19 protein-coding genes and 1 pseudogene are annotated in these 19547 nt (G+C 29.4%); 12 read left to right on the forward strand and 8 right to left on the reverse strand.

The window, feature by feature from the left end; all coding sequences use genetic code 11:
* Window positions 1–112 precede the first annotated feature (112 nt).
* The 5 genes from F3K33_RS07850 to F3K33_RS26305 all read right to left on the reverse strand — a co-directional run bounded on the left by F3K33_RS07850 (window position 113) and on the right by F3K33_RS26305 (window position 3154).
* Entirely contained in the window at window positions 113–289 is a 177-nt protein-coding gene (locus F3K33_RS07850) for a DUF1540 domain-containing protein (protein ID WP_017208809.1), read from the reverse strand.
* A gap of 490 nt (window positions 290–779) precedes the next feature.
* Window positions 780–1718, reverse strand: coding sequence for an AEC family transporter (locus F3K33_RS07855; protein WP_039772875.1), 939 nt, complete (start codon window positions 1716–1718; stop codon window positions 780–782).
* Between the two features lie 64 nt (window positions 1719–1782).
* The gene (locus F3K33_RS07860; protein WP_023976361.1) at window positions 1783–2463 is read right to left on the reverse strand and encodes a GntR family transcriptional regulator; all 681 of its coding nucleotides are present in this window, start codon (window positions 2461–2463) and stop codon (window positions 1783–1785) included.
* 205 nt (window positions 2464–2668) lie between these two features.
* Window positions 2669–2854, reverse strand: coding sequence for an asparagine synthase (locus F3K33_RS07865; protein ID WP_039772873.1), 186 nt, complete (start codon window positions 2852–2854; stop codon window positions 2669–2671).
* Window positions 2855–3001: 147 nt separating this feature from the next.
* Window positions 3002–3154 carry a hypothetical protein gene (locus F3K33_RS26305; protein WP_023976360.1) on the reverse strand — a complete coding sequence of 51 codons (153 nt, stop codon included), beginning with the start codon at window positions 3152–3154 and terminating at the stop codon, window positions 3002–3004.
* A 160-nt stretch (window positions 3155–3314) separates the two neighbouring features.
* Here F3K33_RS26305 and F3K33_RS07870 point away from each other — a divergent pair, with 160 nt between their 5' ends.
* From F3K33_RS07870 to thiH, 6 genes are all read left to right on the forward strand, one after another.
* Window positions 3315–5357, forward strand: coding sequence for a thioredoxin domain-containing protein (locus F3K33_RS07870; protein ID WP_039772871.1), 2043 nt, complete (start codon window positions 3315–3317; stop codon window positions 5355–5357).
* Window positions 5358–5612: 255 nt separating this feature from the next.
* Window positions 5613–6338: an ABC transporter ATP-binding protein gene (locus F3K33_RS07875; RefSeq protein WP_011968844.1), complete on the forward strand. Its 726-nt coding sequence runs from the start codon at window positions 5613–5615 to the stop codon at window positions 6336–6338.
* Window positions 6331–7968 (forward strand): putative ABC transporter permease subunit, encoded by a 1638-nt coding sequence (locus tag F3K33_RS07880; RefSeq protein WP_023976358.1) that lies wholly within the window; start codon window positions 6331–6333, stop codon window positions 7966–7968. Before F3K33_RS07875 ends, F3K33_RS07880 begins: the two co-directional genes overlap by 8 nt.
* Before the next feature lie 202 nt (window positions 7969–8170).
* Complete coding sequence (gene thiS / locus F3K33_RS07885; RefSeq protein WP_011968846.1) at window positions 8171–8368, forward strand: sulfur carrier protein ThiS; 198 nt, start codon at window positions 8171–8173, stop codon at window positions 8366–8368.
* A gap of 205 nt (window positions 8369–8573) precedes the next feature.
* The gene (locus F3K33_RS07890) at window positions 8574–9344 is read left to right on the forward strand and encodes a thiazole synthase (RefSeq protein ID WP_039772869.1); all 771 of its coding nucleotides are present in this window, start codon (window positions 8574–8576) and stop codon (window positions 9342–9344) included.
* 10 nt (window positions 9345–9354) lie between these two features.
* Complete coding sequence (gene thiH / locus F3K33_RS07895; RefSeq protein ID WP_039772868.1) at window positions 9355–10515, forward strand: 2-iminoacetate synthase ThiH; 1161 nt, start codon at window positions 9355–9357, stop codon at window positions 10513–10515.
* A gap of 176 nt (window positions 10516–10691) precedes the next feature.
* On the opposite strand, the gene F3K33_RS07900 is transcribed toward thiH, so the two are convergent.
* Window positions 10692–11342: a TetR/AcrR family transcriptional regulator gene (locus F3K33_RS07900; protein WP_011968849.1), complete on the reverse strand. Its 651-nt coding sequence runs from the start codon at window positions 11340–11342 to the stop codon at window positions 10692–10694.
* 286 nt (window positions 11343–11628) lie between these two features.
* Here F3K33_RS07900 and F3K33_RS07905 point away from each other — a divergent pair, with 286 nt between their 5' ends.
* Together F3K33_RS07905 and F3K33_RS07910 are read left to right on the forward strand one after the other, a co-directional pair.
* Window positions 11629–13152, forward strand: a complete 1524-nt coding sequence (locus F3K33_RS07905; RefSeq protein ID WP_023976357.1) for a DHA2 family efflux MFS transporter permease subunit — start codon at window positions 11629–11631, stop codon at window positions 13150–13152.
* Between the two features lie 160 nt (window positions 13153–13312).
* Entirely contained in the window at window positions 13313–13777 is a 465-nt protein-coding gene (locus F3K33_RS07910; RefSeq protein ID WP_017208820.1) for a CBS domain-containing protein, read from the forward strand.
* Between the two features lie 146 nt (window positions 13778–13923).
* Here the strand turns inward: F3K33_RS07910 and F3K33_RS07915 are convergent, their stop codons facing one another.
* Complete coding sequence (locus F3K33_RS07915) at window positions 13924–15195, reverse strand: cation:dicarboxylate symporter family transporter (protein WP_017208821.1); 1272 nt, start codon at window positions 15193–15195, stop codon at window positions 13924–13926.
* A gap of 383 nt (window positions 15196–15578) precedes the next feature.
* Window positions 15579–15938 carry a DUF5658 family protein gene (locus F3K33_RS07920; protein WP_039772866.1) on the reverse strand — a complete coding sequence of 120 codons (360 nt, stop codon included), beginning with the start codon at window positions 15936–15938 and terminating at the stop codon, window positions 15579–15581.
* Window positions 15939–16244: 306 nt separating this feature from the next.
* Here F3K33_RS07920 and F3K33_RS07925 point away from each other — a divergent pair, with 306 nt between their 5' ends.
* The 4 genes and pseudogenes from F3K33_RS07925 (at window position 16245) to F3K33_RS07940 (ending at window position 19538) form a co-directional block, all read left to right on the forward strand.
* Window positions 16245–16859: a DUF488 domain-containing protein gene (locus F3K33_RS07925; protein WP_039772864.1), complete on the forward strand. Its 615-nt coding sequence runs from the start codon at window positions 16245–16247 to the stop codon at window positions 16857–16859.
* A 129-nt stretch (window positions 16860–16988) separates the two neighbouring features.
* Window positions 16989–17420, forward strand: coding sequence for a L,D-transpeptidase (locus tag F3K33_RS07930; RefSeq protein ID WP_373866461.1), 432 nt, complete (start codon window positions 16989–16991; stop codon window positions 17418–17420).
* Window positions 17421–18040: 620 nt separating this feature from the next.
* A pseudogene (locus F3K33_RS07935) lies at window positions 18041–18505 on the forward strand (radical SAM protein); the annotation flags it as partial.
* Window positions 18506–18668: 163 nt separating this feature from the next.
* The gene (locus F3K33_RS07940; protein WP_039770622.1) at window positions 18669–19538 is read left to right on the forward strand and encodes a radical SAM/SPASM domain-containing protein; all 870 of its coding nucleotides are present in this window, start codon (window positions 18669–18671) and stop codon (window positions 19536–19538) included.
* The last annotated feature ends 9 nt before the right edge of the window (window positions 19539–19547 follow it).

Consider the following 19547-nt stretch of genomic DNA (forward strand, 5'->3'; position numbering starts at 1 on the left):
ATAATAAAAGAGTCTAGCTTTCAATAGTGATGTCTGATGTCTTATGATTAAAGATTCCTATAAATACAAAATAAAGCTCGTTGAAGTGAATCCAACGAGCACATACATAAAATTAGATTTGGTTTTCAGGGATAAATGTAGCACAGTCTGTTTCTTGAGTATCGCTAGCATTTTTAGGTTGTACTTCTATTTGTTGTGCACAACAGTGATCACCTGACATATAATATTGACATGTATTAACAACGCATTTGATTCCTTGGTTTGGTGAACTCATTTTTTCTGGTTTCATAGTTGTTACCTCCTAATAATATTATTTTAATTAACAATAATATTATTAGTTAATGGAATTTTTTTATACGAAAAAATGTAAGTTATATTTTTCAAAAAATGACTAAAGATATTTTGTTTATTACTTTAAAAATGTATTTTTTATCTTTTCGTGCCACTAATTGTCCATTGATACGATTACATGATTATAGTAATATATAATTAACAAATAGATTAGGGGGGGTACAAATGACATTTGTAATAATAACAGTATTTGTGATTTATTCGATGGTGCGTAAACCAAGTACCGCATCCAATAAAGAGAAATAGATTTTTATACAATCAAAATTGTAAAGTTTAATAAAAAATAAATATATAATTTATATTAGAAAGAGTAGCTTAAACGCTGCTCTTTTTTTAATGTTAAGGAATAAAGTTTAGCATTAACAATTTTTGCAATGCAGAAATTATATACTATACGTATATAAATGGATTAATGAATGCTTATGAGTTTAAGTTAGTAATAACATATAAATAGGAATGACAATTAAGCTAAAAATAGTTGTTATAATTGTATTTATCGTAGCATATTCGTAATCTGCATTATAACGTTTAGATACTATTGCTGTATTAGTCATGACTGGCATTGCTGCTTGAATAACAAATACTTCTTTCATAAGTAAGGGAGTATTTGCAAAATTACACAATAACAAAATTAATATAGGAGAAATGACAAACCTTCCTAAAAGTATTGCTAGCATGTCCCAGCTAAATCTAAATTCTTTGAAATTAACAGAGTGAATTGTTATCCCTATAAACAACATAGCTAATGGTGTTGTTAAATTACCGAAATATTTGCAAGTATCTAGAACAAACTTTGGAAGATGAATATCTAGTAATATAAGTAAAACAGCAAAAGTAAAGCTTAATAAAGGAGGTGACATGATACGTTTTATTGTATCAAAGGAAAAGATATTGGCATTGGTAGAGTCGCCATCACGACTAATTTCATATACACCAAGTGTCCAGAAAAATGTAGTATTTGCTATGTAGTATAATAAAACATTCGGGATGCTTTTTTCACCAAATAAAGCCATATTCACTGGAAGACCAATAAATATAGAATTTGATACAAAAAACATTGATCTAAAGGTACCAATTCGTTTCTTGTCCACTTTAATAGCTTTAGAAACAATTACGGCAATTATATAACCAATAGCCATGGATGTAAATGGAGCGAATAATCCATCACTAAGACTCAATAGTTTCTCTTTATCAAAGCTTTCTGTAAATTGTGAAATCATGAGGCAGGGGATAGCAAGATTGCACACTAGTCTTGAAAAAAGCTTTGAAGTTTTTTCATCAAACCAGCCTTTATGAGATAAAAAGAATCCAGTAGAAATCATGAGAACTATACTGAATACACTTCCTAATGCATTAAAAATAACCATTATAAATTCTCCTTTAATATATTTTTAACTAATTGAATTAAAGAATAATGGATTACACTTTGACTTATATAATGCAATCCTTTGATAAAATATTTTTCAAATGTTTTAAATCGTTGTCTATGTGGTTGTACATAGCTTTATATGCTTTTTCTTCATCTCTCTTTTTAATATAATGAAATATCTCAAGATGATGATTGAAAATATCCATATTACGATCAGGTTCATAAACATCTATAGATCTATAAAAATAAGTGAGAGAACTCAAATCTTTACTCAATTTTTTTAGATGTTTATTTTGACTGAAATCTAAGATTAAATCATGAAATTTAGTATTTAGTTCAATAATACTTTTGGTAAGTGTATCATCAAAGCTTTCTATGTTTTTTTGAATTTTTACTAATACCTTTTCAATTTCATCTAATTCTTTATCAGATGCTTTAAGAGTAGTTAATTTTGCAGCTTGAGATTCTAAAGCTTGGCGACACTCGTAAATATTTTCGATGTCTTCTTTAGTTGGCTTATAAATTGTAATTTTTGATTTATCTCCAATAACAAGCAGTCCATCTTTTTCTAAAGAACGTATAGCTTCTCTTACTGGACTTCTGCTTATTTGAAATTCGCTGGCAAGTTTGGATTCATAAATCCTATCTCCGGGTTTTAAAATACCGTTAAATATCATAGCTTTTATAGAATTGTAAGCTTGATCATAGTAAGAAGGTGCTTTTTCAATTTTATATTTTTCCATTACTTTATCCTCCTATAGATTGTGTTAAAACGATTAATTAATTTCAATATTTATACAATGTATACTGTCGACAAATTAATTTTAGTATAATCTACATATACTAAATAATCAATATAATTGAAATTAGATTGTAAAAATAAATAAAAAACCTGGTGGATTAAATTTATAATCTACCAGGCCAGATAATTATATTAGCCTATTTTATTTATCTTCTTCTATGATGTTTCTTATGTTCAACTAGATCGATAGCTCCAAGAACCATGTGAGCTGCACCGAACCCAACAACTCCAGCAGCGATAACTGGTGTCATTTCTGCTGCCACCATAGCTGCACCTACACCTGTTACAACTGTACCTAATGCGGTTGGTATTGCTCCTTCTCGAATTCTCATATTTATTCCTCCTTTAAACTAATAGAGTTTAATAATAGTATGTTTTTATCTAAGATTTATTATTTACATTAGTAACTTTCCACTTAAAATGATTTTTATGCTAAGTAATAATTTATAAAAAATATTAAATTATCTGCTTTATAAATTTTACTTATCTTCGGTTTGCTTATCATATGCTATAAGGCATACTGGAGGATTATGGTGTTCATTTATTCTGTTTTCCATTTGTCTTATGAAATATATATCTTCTGTAGATAAATCACTGAATTCATTATCAAATTTACTGCTATCATTACTCATGCTATCACTCCTTTCATAAGTATAGTATGGATAGGTAGAAAGATTTTAATCTGAAAATAATAAAGTAATAAGCTTTTTATTGTATGTATTATATAAGTGTATATATTTTTTCAGCGTGGCAAAGATAATTTTAATAAAGTATAAAAGGAGTGTTGTTTATATGTTATCTACAATAAAAGCCAACAATTTAATAAATGAAAAATCTCCTTATTTATTGCAACATGCTAATAATCCAATAAATTGGTATTCATGGGGGGATGAAGCATTTGCAAAAGCTAAAGAGGAAGATAAGCCTATTTTTTTATCGATTGGGTATTCAACTTGTCACTGGTGTCATGTAATGGCCCACGAATCATTTGAAGATGAGGAAATTGCAGGAATTATGAATGATAGTTTTATTGCGATTAAAGTGGACAGAGAGGAAAGACCAGATATTGATAGTGTATATATGACAGTTTGCCAAGCCTTAACCGGCCATGGAGGCTGGCCGCTTACAGTGATAATGACTCCAGATCAAAAACCATTTTTTGCAGGTACTTATTTTCCTAAAAAGGCTAAATATAATATGCCAGGACTTATGGATATTTTAAATTCAATAAATAAGCAATGGAAGGATAATAAGGATAAGCTTATATCATCTGGTGATAGTATTTTATCAGAACTTGGTGGCTATTTTGATGGTGAAACAAGCAAATTGAAGTTGACATCTAAGACATTAAAAAATGGGTATAATCAAATTTTACACGCTTTTGAGGAAAAGTATGGAGGCTTTGGTGATGCACCTAAATTTCCGACGCCTCATATAACAATGTTTTTGCTTAGATATTATAAATCTCATAAAGAAATTAAAGCTTTAGAAATGGCTGAAAAAACTTTGATTTCTATGTATAGAGGTGGAATATTTGATCATATAGGTTTTGGTTTTTCGAGATATTCTACGGATAATAAGTGGTTGGTACCACACTTTGAAAAGATGCTTTATGATAATGCTTTGCTTGTTATTTCATATTTACAGGGGTACGAGGTCACAAAAAATGAGATTTACAAAGAGGTTGCAACAAAAGTGCTAGAATATGTATTTAGAGAGCTTACTAGTAAAAATGGTGGATTTTACTGTGCTGAAGATGCAGATAGCGAAGGTGAAGAGGGAAAATATTATGTTTTTGAACCTTTAGAAATTTTAAGTGTTTTAGGAGAAGAAGATGGTACGTATTTTAATGATTATTTTGACATAACTTCTGATGGGAACTTTGAGGGCAAGAGCATTCCGAATTTAATAAAAAATAAAAACTTTCATAAGTCAGATGATAGGATAAAGTTACTTAGTGAACAAATACTTCAATATAGAAGTGACAGAACGGAATTACATAAAGATGATAAAATCTTAACTTCATGGAATGGACTTATGATAGCTGCACTTGGAAAAGCCTATAAAGTTATTGAGGATGAAAGATACTTTGAATATGCTAAGAAAGCAGTAGAGTTTATTTTCAATAACTTGATGGACGAAAATAAAAGGCTTCTTGCAAGGTATAGAGATAAGGATTCGCGTCATAAAGCTTATTTAGATGACTATGCTTTTCTTTGTTTTGGACTTATAGAGCTTTATGAAAGTAGCTATGATATTGAGTTTTTAAATAAGGCGATTGAAATAAATAAGGATATGATTAACTTATTTTGGGATAATGAAAAAGATGGATTCTTCCTTTATGGTGAGGATAGTGAAAAATTAATTGCTAGACCTAAGGAACTTTTTGATGGTGCTATGCCTTCAGGAAATTCTGTTGCAGCTTACAATTTAATAAAGCTTGCAAGACTTACTGGTGATTTAACTCTTGAAGAAATGGCAGAGAAACAATTTGATTTTATTTGTGGCTCAGTATTTAATGAAGAGATAAATCATTCATTCTTTTTAATGGCTGCATCATTTGCTTTAAATGAATCACAAGAATTAGTATGTGTTACTAATGATAAAGGTGAAGAAGAAAAAATCAAAGATTTATTAAGTGAAAGACCTATTTTTAATTTAACAACAATAATTAAGAATGATGAAAATAGAAATGAAATAGAAGATTTAGCACCATTTCTTAAGGAATATGATCTTATAAATGAAAAATCTACATATTATTTATGTAAAGGAAAATCATGTATGGCTCCAGTAAATGATATTGATGAATTGAGAAAAATGTTATCAAAATTATAAGGCAGCGTAGTATTTAGTAAATATTAAAAAGAGTTTTTCTGTAGGATTAAATTTATTTAAATACATTTTTTAAGGATGTATATAATAATTTTAGAAGTTATATACTCCTTATTAAATTCTCAATAATAGCTTTATTAATTGTAGGATTATGGATGCATATTAAAAGGAGATGAATAATTAATCTAAAATTAAGATTTATTTAAGTTGTTATAAGACCGAGTTTTAGTATAATAATTCCAAGGAGAGGATAAATTTATGATAAATATAAGCAATATAACAAAAAGTTATAATGGAAATTATAATGCGGTAAGCAATTTAAATTTGGAAATCAGGGATGGAGAAATATATGGATTATTAGGGCCTAATGGGGCTGGAAAAACAACAACTATTAAAATGATAACTGGAATAATATCGCCTACATCGGGAAAAATTGAAATTAACGGAATTGATATTAGTAAAGAGCCAGTTAGAGCAAAAGAGCAATTTGGTTATGTTCCAGATAGCCCGGATATGTTTTTAAGATTAAGTGGAATGGAATATTTAAATTTCATGGCTGATGTTTATGGGGTTTCAAAGGAAGAAAGATTGTTAAGGATAAAAGAAATATCAAAAAGGTTTGAAATGGAGTTGGCATTAGGAGATAAGATACATTCATATTCTCATGGTATGAGACAAAAGGTGGTTCTTATGGGAGTTTTGATTCATAAGCCAAAAGTTTGGATTTTAGATGAACCAATGACAGGTTTAGATCCAAAATCAGCATTTACATTAAAAGAAATGATGAGAGAACATGCTGATGAAGGAAATACCGTGATTTTTTCTACACATGTGTTGGAAGTTGCAGAGAAAGTCTGTGATAAAGTCGCGATTATTAATAAAGGGCAATTAATATTTAATGGAACACTAAGCAATATGAGAAAAGAGTTTAAAGAGAATGAATCCTTGGAAGAGATGTTTTTGGAGATGATTCAAGATGAGTAGGCTTAAGATAATAACAAACTATTTTATAAGAAATGCATTTGAGGAAATGTTTGCTAGTAGTAAGAAAATGAAACCTGTATTCGCAGTGATGCTAATGATATTTATTGTAGTAATGTTATCTATGCCTTTTACTGTAATAATAAGTGAAGGCTACGGACCACTTCATGCTATGAGGCAGGAAGGAATATTATTATCAATAATATTGTCAATTGGGGAGAGTGTTTCTTTCATCTTTGGAATGTATACAATAATAAATATCTTATACTTTTCAAATGATATTGAAGTTATATTACCACTTCCTTTTAAAAGCAGTGAAATAGTATTTGGAAAGTTTATGGCAGTGTTAATTAATATGTATGTGTATACATCAATGTTGATTTTGCCACTTATAGTCTATGGATTTGTGTCAAAGGCAAGCTTCTTGTATTATTTATATGGAATTATAGTGTTATTAATAACTCCTATTATACCGATGGTATTGGCATCGTTAATATGCATGATTCTTATGAGGTTCACTAGCTTATCTAAGCATAAAGATGCATTTAGAGTATTTACAGGGTGTGCATCACTAATATTGATAGTAGGATTCAATCTTTTTACATCAAGTTCTGGAAGAAGTACAAATTCACAGCAAATGATTCAAAGATTTTCAGATGGAAATAACAGCGCGATGAGTACGCTAAATGATATTTTCATAACAAGTAGATTTTCTTCAAATGCGCTATTATATAACAATGACATTAGAGGCTTGCTTAATATACTTATGTCTTTATGCCTAAGTTTAATCATTTTCATAATATATTATTATATAGGAGGAAAGTTATATTTAAAGGGAGTAATAGGTATTTCTGAAACTTATAGCAAGAGGGAAAATATTTTAGAAAACGGTAAGGCAGATAAGATAATAAAAGAAAATTCAAAGTTAAAAGCATTAATTATAAAAGATATTAAAATCTTATTCAGAACTCCTCAATTCTTTATTAATTGCATAGCGATGATGTTTTACATGCCGGCAGTAATGGGTGTTGCATTTTTTTCCGGTGGTAAACTATCAGAGTATAGGTATTTATTAAATAGTAGTCCCAAATGGAATGCGATTACCATAGCAATTGCATTTGTAGGTGGAACGGTATGTATAATGTCAGGTGGAGCAGGTGCAAGTGCACTTTCAAGAGAAGGTAAAGATTTTATTGTATCGAAGTATATTCCTGTGGAATATAAAACTCAGCTATACTCTAAGATTCTTTCATCATTATTTATAAATGAATTTGGGATGGTTATAGTTGTCTTAGGACTCTTATTAGTAAACGTAAGTCCTATCATAATATTGCTCGGGACGATATCTTCATTTGGATCAATACTTATGGTAACTTTATTGGGATTATATATAGACTTTAAATCACCAAAATTGGAATGGGAAAATGAAAAAGCTATGTTTAAAAATAATTATATACCTCTATTAATTATGCTTATTATATTTATATTAGGAGCTGGTTTAGTAGTAGCTGCCATAATATTGAGGAATTATGTAATTATATTTGGAATTTGCATTATTATTTCACTTGTTGGAAGTAGTCTTTTATATAAAGGCTTATTAAAGAATGCTTATAAAATATATAATGAAAAATAGTCAGAATAAGATAAAAATGCATTACAAAAATTTGTTTTTTGATTTTGTAATGCATTTTGAATTAAAGTTAATTTGACACCAACTTAGTGTAATGATATAATCATTTACAGAGTGTGAAGGTCACACGAAGGGGTACACCACCTTGGGTGTATTTTTTCGTGTGGCCTTTTTTAGTCATATTAAATATTTAAGAGGTGATTAAATGGTAAAAGTGAATGGAAAAGAGGCAGATAATGCAACTGGATTATCGTTAGAGGACTTTCTTATCAGTGAAGGATATTTAATAGATAAGATTGTAGTTGAGCTAAATGGTGAAATAATGCCAAAACCCCAATATAAGCAGACAAATATTAAAGATGGTGATTCTTTAGAAGTAATTAGCTTTGTTGGAGGCGGCTGATGCATTAATAAATTCAGAAATATCACTAATGTATATTATCAACAATAAAAACAATAATTTTACTGCAAGATCTAGATTAGAAAAGGACAAGCTTTTAAATTAAGTTATTTATTTAATAATTTGGTTATACATATTAATTTATTTTAATAATCGAATTTTATATACTACTAGTTCTTGCTGAAAAATGCTAAAGGAGAGTATTGGAATGAAAAAAGATGTATTAACACTTGGAGGACATGAATTCTCATCAAGATTCATACTAGGTTCTGGAAAATATAATTTGAATTTAATTAAGGCTGCAGTTGAGAATGCAGGCGCACAGATGATTACTTTGGCATTAAGACGCGCTAATACAAGCGGAGGTGAAAATATTTTGGATTTTATTCCAGAAGGGGTTACATTGCTTCCAAATACATCTGGGGCAAGAAATGCGGAAGAAGCAGTTAGAATTGCAAGACTTGCAAGAGCAATGAATTGTGGTGACTTTGTAAAAGTTGAAATAATTCATGACTCAAAATATTTGCTTCCAGATAATTATGAGACTATTAAAGCAACTGAAATTCTTGCTAAAGAAGGCTTTATAGTAATGCCATATATGCATGCAGATTTAAATGTGGCTCGTGATCTAGCTAATGCTGGAGCAGCATGTATTATGCCTCTTGCATCACCGATTGGATCTAATAAAGGTTTAGCTACAAAAGAATTCATAAAAATATTAGTAGATGAAATAGATCTTCCAATTATTGTGGATGCAGGGATTGGAAGACCATCTCAAGCTTGTGAAGCTATGGAAATGGGAGTGGCAGCTGTTATGGCTAATACTGCAATTGCGACAGCTGGTGATATTCCAGCTATGGCAGGAGCATTTAAACAAGCAATTGAGGCAGGACGTGCAGCATATCTTTCAGGACTAGGTAGAGTTCTAGATAAAGGTGCTTCTGCGTCATCACCATTAACTGGGTTTTTAGAAGATTAGGAGGCAGACTATGAGCGAAGAACGTATAAATCACATGGAATATATGGCTGGGATGGAAGTATTAGAATCAGATGTAATGGATAAAGTAATTAATCACATGGAAGCTTATGATTATAATAAGTATACAGAAACAGATGTTAGAGTGGCTTTGGATAATGATTATCGTACCATAGAAGATTTTGCAGCATTATTATCACCAGCAGCTATGCCGTTTTTAGAGGAGATGGCTCAATTAGCTAAAGAGGAAACAAGAAAGCATTTTGGCAACTCAGTTTACATGTTCACACCACTATATCTAGCAAATTATTGTGAGAACTATTGTATTTATTGTGGATTTAACTGTCATAATAAAATACGCAGAGCGAAGTTAAATTTCGATGAAATAGAGAAAGAAATGCAGGCAATAGCTAAAACAGGTTTGGAGGAAGTGCTTCTGCTTACTGGTGAAAGCAGAAAAATGTCAGATGTAAAATATATTGGAGAAGCTTGTAAGATAGCACGTAAGTATTTTAAGATGGTAGGATTAGAAGTATATCCTATGAATTCTGATGAATATGAATATCTTCAAGAATGCGGTGCAGATTTTGTAACTGTATTCCAGGAAACTTATAATTCAGATAAATATGAAACACTTCATCTTGAAGGGCATAAGCGCATATTTCCATATAGACTTAATGCGCAAGAAAGAGCTCTAAAAGGTGGGATGCGTGGTGTTGGATTTGCAGCATTACTTGGCCTAGATGACTTTAGAAAAGATGCTTTTGCGACAGGGGTACATGCATACCTTCTTCAAAGAAAGTATCCGCATGCAGAGATGGCATTTTCATGTCCAAGGTTAAGACCAATTATTAATAATGATAAAATTAATCCAAAGGATGTGCATGAGAAACAACTCTTGCAAGTCATTACAGCTTACCGTCTTTTTATGCCTTTTGCTAATATTACGATTTCTACAAGAGAATGCGAAAGATTTCGTAATAATGTAATTGGCTTAGCAGCTACTAAGATTTCAGCAGGTGTAAGTACAGGAATAGGAAGCCATGCGGAAGATGCAGAAGACAGGGGAGATAATCAATTTGAAATTGCAGATAACAGATCAGTAGATGAAGTGTATGAAGCAATTAAGTCTAAAGGCTTACAGCCTGTAATGAATGATTATGTATATTTATAAGATTAATAAGATGTTTATATCTTTAAACATAGGCAAAGATAGATGAGTTGTAATCTAAATATATCTTAATACTGAAATAATTTAGTAGGAATCTCTAATTGATTCCTACTTTTTTTTAGATAAATTTATTATACTAATTATAGTTTGACTTATATATAAGAATTATAAAATAAATATTATTTATTTTTCGCTTGAAGACCCAATATAATTACTTCAAGATATCCTGCAAAACGCGAAACAAAATCAGGTGGGGCTTCTAGTAGTGAAACAGTTTGAAACTCTTGACGTTGGTTTTTAGAGGATACTGCCGGAGAATATAAACTAGAGGCATAATAAATCTGATATTCATTAAAAAGTTTAAGCTCATCTTCTGTCAGGTTAGGAATAAATTTTTTAGTAATCAAATTTAATTTACCAAAGCTATTAGCAAGATCTTGCTTCAATATCTCCAGTGATTTTGTTGTCACATTACTTCTTAATACTGAAGCTAAAATTGAGAATAGCTTTAAAAAACGCTGATTTTCATACATTTGTTCTGACCATAACAGACAAAAAGTTTTAAGTTCTAATTGATCATAATCTTTAAGTTTATCATATGTCTTTTTTACCCATTTTTCTAAATCTGAACTTAATATCCATAGGAAAATTTCTTCCTTAGTGGAAACGTATTTATATAAATTTGCTCTTGAAAAATTTAACTCATTAGCAATTGAAGCAAGTGTGATTTTTTCTAAGGGCTCTCTTTCATATAGCTTTAATGTAGCCTCTATGATTTGTTCACGCCTAATGCTTTTTTGTTCTTCGTTTCGAGCACGTTGAAATTCCATTTCTTTACCTCCTTACTAATTGACAATTACATCATAGCAAATGAATCATAAACTTACAAGTTACTAAATGTTACTCAAAATTCATTGACAAGTTACGCGGTGTAACTTATACTTAAGTAAGTTTCATGGTGTAACTTATATTCTCGAAATCGTAGATATGATAAAAAGTCATAAATTAATGAGAAGAGACGTATAAGGAAGCTTAAGTAACTTAGAAGCAGGAGTATGTAAATGTTTTAGCCTATTTAATGTCTAGTAATATGTTAAACAACGGGGTGAACAAAGAATGAAGGATAATAGTAATGAACAGGCAAATCCATGGTTAGCAATGATAGTTATCATAGTTGGTACATTTATGTCGGTACTAAGCAGTAGTATAATTAATGTTGCATTAACTAAAATGATGTCTGTATTTGGAGTAGGATTAGATGATGTGAAGTGGGTAATGACAGCTTATACATTAGCACTTGGAGCAATTATTCCTTTAACAGGATATCTTCAAGATATTTTTGGCGCTAAAAAAGTATATATAGTTGCATTGGCGATTTTTACAATAGGGTCTGCGTTATGCGGATTTGCATGGAGCAATTCTAGTATGATAGCATTTCGTGTATTTCAAGCTATTGGAGGAGGGATGATGCAGCCTGTTGGCATGAGTATAATATATTCTGTATTTCCAAGAAAAAAGATAGGACTTGCACTTGGAGTTTATGGAATAGCAGCTATGGCCGCACCTGCTATAGGACCAACTCTTGGTGGACTGATTATAGAAAAAATGGATTGGAGATTAATTTTTACAGTAAATATCCCAATAGGAATAATAGGAGTATTGTTGGGGATGATTATTTTAAAAGGCCAACCTATGAAACCATTTAAGGCATTTGATATAGTAGGATTTTTATCATCTACAGTAGGTTTGGTAAGTTTGTTATATGTACTTGGAAAAGGATCCTCAATTGATTGGGGTGATATGATAAATCCAATGTTAGTAGCGTTGGGGAGTTTAAGCCTCATATTATTTGTGGTTAATGAACTTACACATCCAGACCCACTATTAGATCTGAGAGTTCTCAAACTATTTGATTTTAGTATGAGCTTAGTTATAATAACTGTGTTAACTATAGGATTAATGGGAGGGTCATATGTATTGCCTTTATTTCTGCAGAATGTAAGGGGATATACTGCGATGCAGGCGGGACTTATCATGTTTCCATCAGCACTAGTTATGGGGGCTTTGATGCCATTAAGCGGAACGCTTTATGATAAATTCGGAGCTAAACCTGTAGTTATACCAGGTCTTATTATATTAGCACTAGCTACATTTAAGTTGTCAACAGCTATAAGCATGAATTCTAGCAAGGAATCAATAATATTTATTAACTGTATAAGATCTATTGGATTAGGAATAGCTATGATGCCTATTAGCACTGCTGGTATGAATGTAGTAAAAGGCGAAATGATTCCAAGAGCATCAGCATTGAATAGCACTATAAGACAGGTAGCAAGTTCTCTTGCTGTAACCATAATGACAGTAATAATACAATCGAAAACAAGTTATAATTATTCAAAACTTGCAGAGCAAATAAATATCTACAATAAAACAGCAGTAGGAACTATAAATTCACTAACAAAATCATATATGTATGAAGGTTTTTCACAAGAAACTTCTAAAGTTATGGCACTATCTCAATTGGCAAAAATTATTCAAGGACAAGCATCTGTAGATGCTATGGCATATTCTATTTCTGTAACTGGAGCTATAGCTGTTATTGCTATATTTTTAACATTATTTATGAGAACTAGAAGATGATATAAAAAATTAAACTATAATAGAGGAATGTGTTATTTAATAATAGATATATATAAATTAAAAAGATATTAATATAAAAATAATATAAAATTTTACTAATGAATTTGATAGACAAATAAGAAAATACTTATAAAGTAAATTGATTAAAGGGGATAGAATAATGAAAGTAAAGGATTTTATGATTACTGATGTAATTTCCGTAAGTAAAGAAAATACTATTAAAGATGTCATGAGGGTATTAGTCACCAATAAAATAGGCGGAGTACCAATAGTAGATAATAAGGGAATACTTTCGGGTATTGTAAGTGATGGTGATATAATAAGAAGCATAAATCCTAAAGAAGGAAAAATGTATGATTTAATTTCATATGTATTTTATCTTAAAAAGGAAGAATTAGAAGAAGAAATTGGAATGATAAAGGATACTAATATCATGACTATTGCAAAATGTAAAGATATTTTCTGTGTTTTTCCAGAAGATACTATGGAAAAGGTTTTGTCTATTTTCTCAAAACATAACTTTAAAAAGATACCGGTTATAGATAAAGAAAGAAGAGTAGTAGGAGTTATTAGTAGAGGCGATGTAATTAGATATATACAGAAAAAGATTATAGATAAGTTGTAGGTAATAGTAAAAACTTATCTATAATAATTATATTAAAAGTAGAAATAAAGATAACAATTAATCTAGGACCATAGAATATAAAAATAAAAGTGAGTGTTAATTTAGAAAATAATTTCTAGATAAACACTCACTTTTTTGTTATAGAATTAAGCAGCTTTCTTTATGGATTTTATATATTCTTTGCCCTTTATAGAATTATACTTTCCTTCCCATTTTGATACAACAACAACTGCTAGAGAATTACCTAATACATTTACAACAGTTCTAGCCATGTCAAGTATACGATCTATTCCAGCTATAAAAGCTAGGCCTTCGGCTGGAATTCCAACAGAACCAAGAGTGGCTAGTAAAACTACAAAAGATACTCCTGGCACGCCTGCTATACCTTTTGAAGTAAGCATCAATACAAGCATTAAATTAATTTGAGCTGGTATTGATAAATTAATACCATATAATTGTGCAATAAATATTGCGGCAATAGCTTGGTAAAGAGTAGAACCATCTAGATTAAAAGAATAACCTGTTGGTACTACAAAAGTTGCAATAGCTTTAGGACATCCGAATTTCTCCATTTTCTCCATGATTTTAGGTAAAACTGTTTCTGAGCTTGCTGTGCTATAAGCAAGTATAAGTTCGTCTTTTAAAATTCTTATGATTGAAAAGATACTTGTCCCAACTAATTTTGCAATTAGTCCAAATATTAGTAATATAAATAAAATCATTGAACCATAAGTTGTAACTATTAGTTTTCCAAGTGGAATTAAAGATGAAAGTCCAAACTTAGAAACTGTCACACCAATTAAAGCGAATACTCCAAAAGGAGCTGTCTTCATTATTTGATTTGTTACCCAAAACATTGCATCAGCCGTTCCTTGGGCGAACTGTATAACAGGTTTCCCTTTTTCACCAATTGCAGCAACTCCTAGACCGAACATAACAGAAAAGAAAATGACTGAAAGCATGTCTCCTTTTGTAAGTGAATCAAAAATATTAGTAGGTACAATATTTATAAATGTGTCTGCAAAGCTATGATGTGCTACATTTTCTGCAGTGCTTACATAAGAATCAATGCTAGATTTAGCAAGCTCTTGCATATTTATTCCTGTACCTGGATGAAATACATTAGCAATTAAAAGTCCTAATACAATAGCAATAGTTGTTACTACTTCAAAGTAAAGAAGAGTTTTTCCTCCAAGTCTTCCAACCTGCTTAATATCTCCCGCTCCAGCAATACCAACTATAAGTGATGAAAAGACGATTGGAACTACAATCATTTTTATTAGACGAATAAAAATATCTCCAATAGGCTTTAAATATGCCTCAACAGCTGGATTTCCATAAAAAAATCCACCTACTATAATTCCAAGTATAAGTCCTGCAAGAATTTGTAATGCTAGACCAAATTTAATTTTCTTCATAGTAAATTATCCTTCCTTAGTTTAAAATTTGAATAAAAATAATATTAAATATGACGTTATTATCATTTCTTGTTGCAAATTATTAGGATTACTTAGCAACATTTTGAATTATAACATAAAAAATGAATTTTGTCTCTAAAAGAAATTCATTTTTAAAAATAAAGAATATATTCCTTTCTTGTTGTTCAATTAATTGAAAATATTTCTAGTTGTTAATTATATTTTTAATAAACTTACTATGGTGTATTTACGAAAAGCTAGATTTTAACACTAAGAGAAAAGCACCAAGATAAAGGGCTTAAGATAGAAAACTGAACATATTAATTAATATAATAAATATATATTTAGAGAATTAGATATTGATTTTCAAAAGAGTTAGCAAATTAAAATATGAAAATAAATATAGGCAATAATGCAAACCAGATAATATGAAATGTGTTTATTAAACCATAGAATATGATACTTCCATTAATAAAGTAATTACAGTACTTTAGTTGTTTATTAGTTGCATCTTTCATTCTAAAATATATGAATACAAAAAGAACTGCAGGAGCTAATATTTTTAATAAAAAACTTATAGTTGGACTTTTTACTACTTCTAACATGAAAATATTTGCTTCTACGTAAAAACCAGTATCTAAGAGTAAAATAGTAAATACTATGTCTGTAACATTCAGGATATATAGAGCTAAAAATTTTATTTTTATATTTTTAAGAGAATAGTTTTTTATAAAAGTAATCATTAAAACACCTCCATTTAGTGATTATTACCATAATGAAGATATTGTATAAGCTTTATTAATTATAGGTAGATATATATTTTTTATTGGAACGTATATTTTGAACTACATTATTATAGATATGTTCTTATTTTCTAAGTAGTTTTTATGTTACTATATTTTTATAGATAGGATTTAAAATATCAAAGAAATTAAAAAAGCTGTGAATAAGATAGAAGTAAAGTTTGTATTAAGAGAATTTTAAGGAAAGAGCAAGGTATAATTGAAGGCAAAGAAAAAATAATATAATAAAGAGAGGAGTTCAAGTAAATGTACATATACACAATAGGACATTCTAACTATTCTATAGAGAAATTAATAGATATGCTAAAGACTTATAATATTGATACTGTTGTAGATATAAGAGGAACTCCGTATTCGAAATATAATGTTCAATATAATAAGGAAACAATAGCTGAAACTTTAAAAAAAGAAGGATTTATATACATATATATGGCTAAAGAACTTGCGGCTCAAAGGCAAGATAAAAACTCTTATAATAAGGAAGGATATTCTGATTTTGAAAAGGTAATTATGGAAGAAGATTTTTTAAGAGGAATTGAGAGGCTAAAAACAGGATGTCAGAAAGGTTATAATATTGCACTTCTTGGAGCTATGCAGGATCCTATAAGGTGTCATAGGAGTATATTAGTTGGAAGATCATTAAGGGAGAATGGATTTAATGTTAAGCATATTTTGGATGACTATACTTTGGCATCTCAAGAGAAAATAGAAGAGAAACTTTTAAGTAAATACTTTAGTAATAGGAATCAGATTACTATAGACAGCTTGCTTGGTAACGAAATTAGCGAGGTTGAAATGATTAAGGAAGGTTATCGACTGGCAAATAAAGAAATTGGATATAGAGTGGAGCATTTAGAATAATAGAAATCAAAATTAATATATAAGACATATATTAATATGTATTACTAAATTAGGATTTTAATTATGAAAAAAATTTTATCTAAAGTATTAAGAGGTATTAGGATTAAAAAAAATGGCATTAGAGCAGATATGTCGAGTGACCGTATTAGCTATGCAGATTATGTAAATTCTAAGAATTATTCTAGTGAAACCAACTACTTGATTTGGGTAGATACTGGAAGCTTTAAAGTGAATATTTTTAAAGGAAGCACAAATAAGTGGAACCTAATTAATAGTTATTTGTGCACCTTAGGAAAAGCCTCAACGCCAACACCTAAAGGAACTTATAAGGTTGGAATAAAGGGACTCTATTTTGGCGTAAATAAAGGATACAAGTGTTGGTATTATACACAGTTTAAAGGTAATTATTTATTTCATTCAATAATTTATAATTTGGATGGATCGGTTAGAGATGGAAGGTTAGGTATGAAGCTATCAGATGGGTGTATAAGGTTAGCCAAAGAAAATGCTAAATGGATTTATGACAATATACCTAAGGGGACTAAAGTAGTTATAAATTAACCTATATTTATATATTTGGATAGATAAATAAAAGTTAAGAGAATAATTATATAAAATTGCACTTGTAATTAAATATAAAAGAAAACATATTCATATTAAATCTAGTATATGGATTTTATTATAAAAATTACAATTATTCAGAAAATTCAAAAAACTATTGCAATTAATGATGAAATGAGATATAATTAAATCAAGATAAAGGTTTAATTTATCTTAGTGTACTGACACTTCAATCCGGCAGAAGAGTGTATCTCAAGAGATATACAGTTGGTGACGGGCAACGGAAAAATCCCGGTAGCAATGTACGACAGACGGTCGTACCCAGTTGGCGGACAACGTTAAAATCAGTAACTAAGAAAGAGCAAGTGGAGTTAGTAAGATTCACTTGCTCTTTATCTTTTGTAAAGGTAATAATTGATTATTATAATTAAAATGTTTAATATAAGCTGATTCATATATCCATCTAAATTTTATATTAGATTTAGGTGGAATTTTTATTGTAAAATAATTTTAAGAAAGCAGTGATTTTCTTGCAAAGGCGGGGATTAAAATATATACTAGTTTGAGATATAAAATATATTTTATTTTTATCTAAATGTATTGATTGGAGTAATAATTTAATGAAGAAATTTAAAAAGATTTATATAGAGATAACAAATGTGTGTAATTTAAGTTGCGATTTTTGCCCTAAAACAAATAGGGAACTTAAGTTTATGGATAAGAAAAGTTTTCAACATATCGTAAATAGCGTGAAATTACATACTGATTATGTATATTTTCATCTAATGGGAGAACCATTTTTAAATGAAAATATAAAGAGTTTTTTGGATATAAGCAATGAAAATTCATTAAAGGTTAATATAACTACTAATGGAACTTTAATAAGTGAAGTTAAAGATGTGTTACTTAGTTCAAATGCTTTAAGGCAAGTTAATATTTCGCTTCATAGCTTTGAAGCGAATGAGGGACATGTTGAGTTTAGTAAATATATAGATAATATAATTGAATTTGTTAAAGAAGCTAGTGAAAAAACTAATATAATAACTTCTTTAAGGTTGTGGAATTTAGATACAAAGTATACTGCTATCCATCTAAATTTTATATTAGATTTAGGTGGAATTTTTATTGTAAAATAATTTTAAGAAAGCAGTGATTTTCTTGCAAAGGCGGGGATTAAAATATATACTAGTTTGAGATATAAAATATATTTTATTTTTATCTAAATGTATTGATTGGAGTAATAATTTAATGAAGAAATTTAAAAAGATTTATATAGAGATAACAAATGTGTGTAATTTAAGTTGCGATTTTTGCCCTAAAACAAATAGGGAACTTAAGTTTATGGATAAGAAAAGTTTTCAACATATCGTAAATAGCGTGAAATTACATACTGATTATGTATATTTTCATCTAATGGGAGAACCATTTTTAAATGAAAATATAAAGAGTTTTTTGGATATAAGCAATGAAAATTCATTAAAGGTTAATATAACTACTAATGGAACTTTAATAAGTGAAGTTAAAGATGTGTTACTTAGTTCAAATGCTTTAAGGCAAGTTAATATTTCGCTTCATAGCTTTGAAGCGAATGAGGGACATGTTGAGTTTAGTAAATATATAGATAATATAATTGAATTTGTTAAAGAAGCTAGTGAAAAAACTAATATAATAACTTCTTTAAGGTTGTGGAATTTAGATACAAAGTATACTGCTAGTAATAGCATGAATATTGATATTTTTGAATTTCTTGAACAAAGTTTCAAAATAAAATCCAGTTTGAGAGAAAGTTTAAAGGAAAAAAATAGTTTTAAACTAAAAAATAATGTATATCTTAGTATGGGAGAGAAATTTAAGTGGCCATCATTGCAAGTTGAGGAGTTAGGAGAAAGAGTCTTCTGCTATGGGCTTAGAGATCAAGTGGGAATATTAGTAGATGGAACAGTAGTGCCTTGTTGTTTAGATAGTGATGGTAGTATAGCACTTGGTAATATCTTTGACAATACATTAGAAGAAATTCTAAGTTCAAAAAGAGCTATAGACATATATAATGGTTTTTCTGGAAGAAAGGCAGTAGAGGAATTATGCAAAAAATGTGGTTTTATAAATAGAGTAAGATAGTGGGGGCGT

Source organism: Clostridium beijerinckii, assembly GCF_008705175.1.
GTDB classification, from domain to species: Bacteria; Bacillota; Clostridia; order Clostridiales; family Clostridiaceae; genus Clostridium; species Clostridium beijerinckii.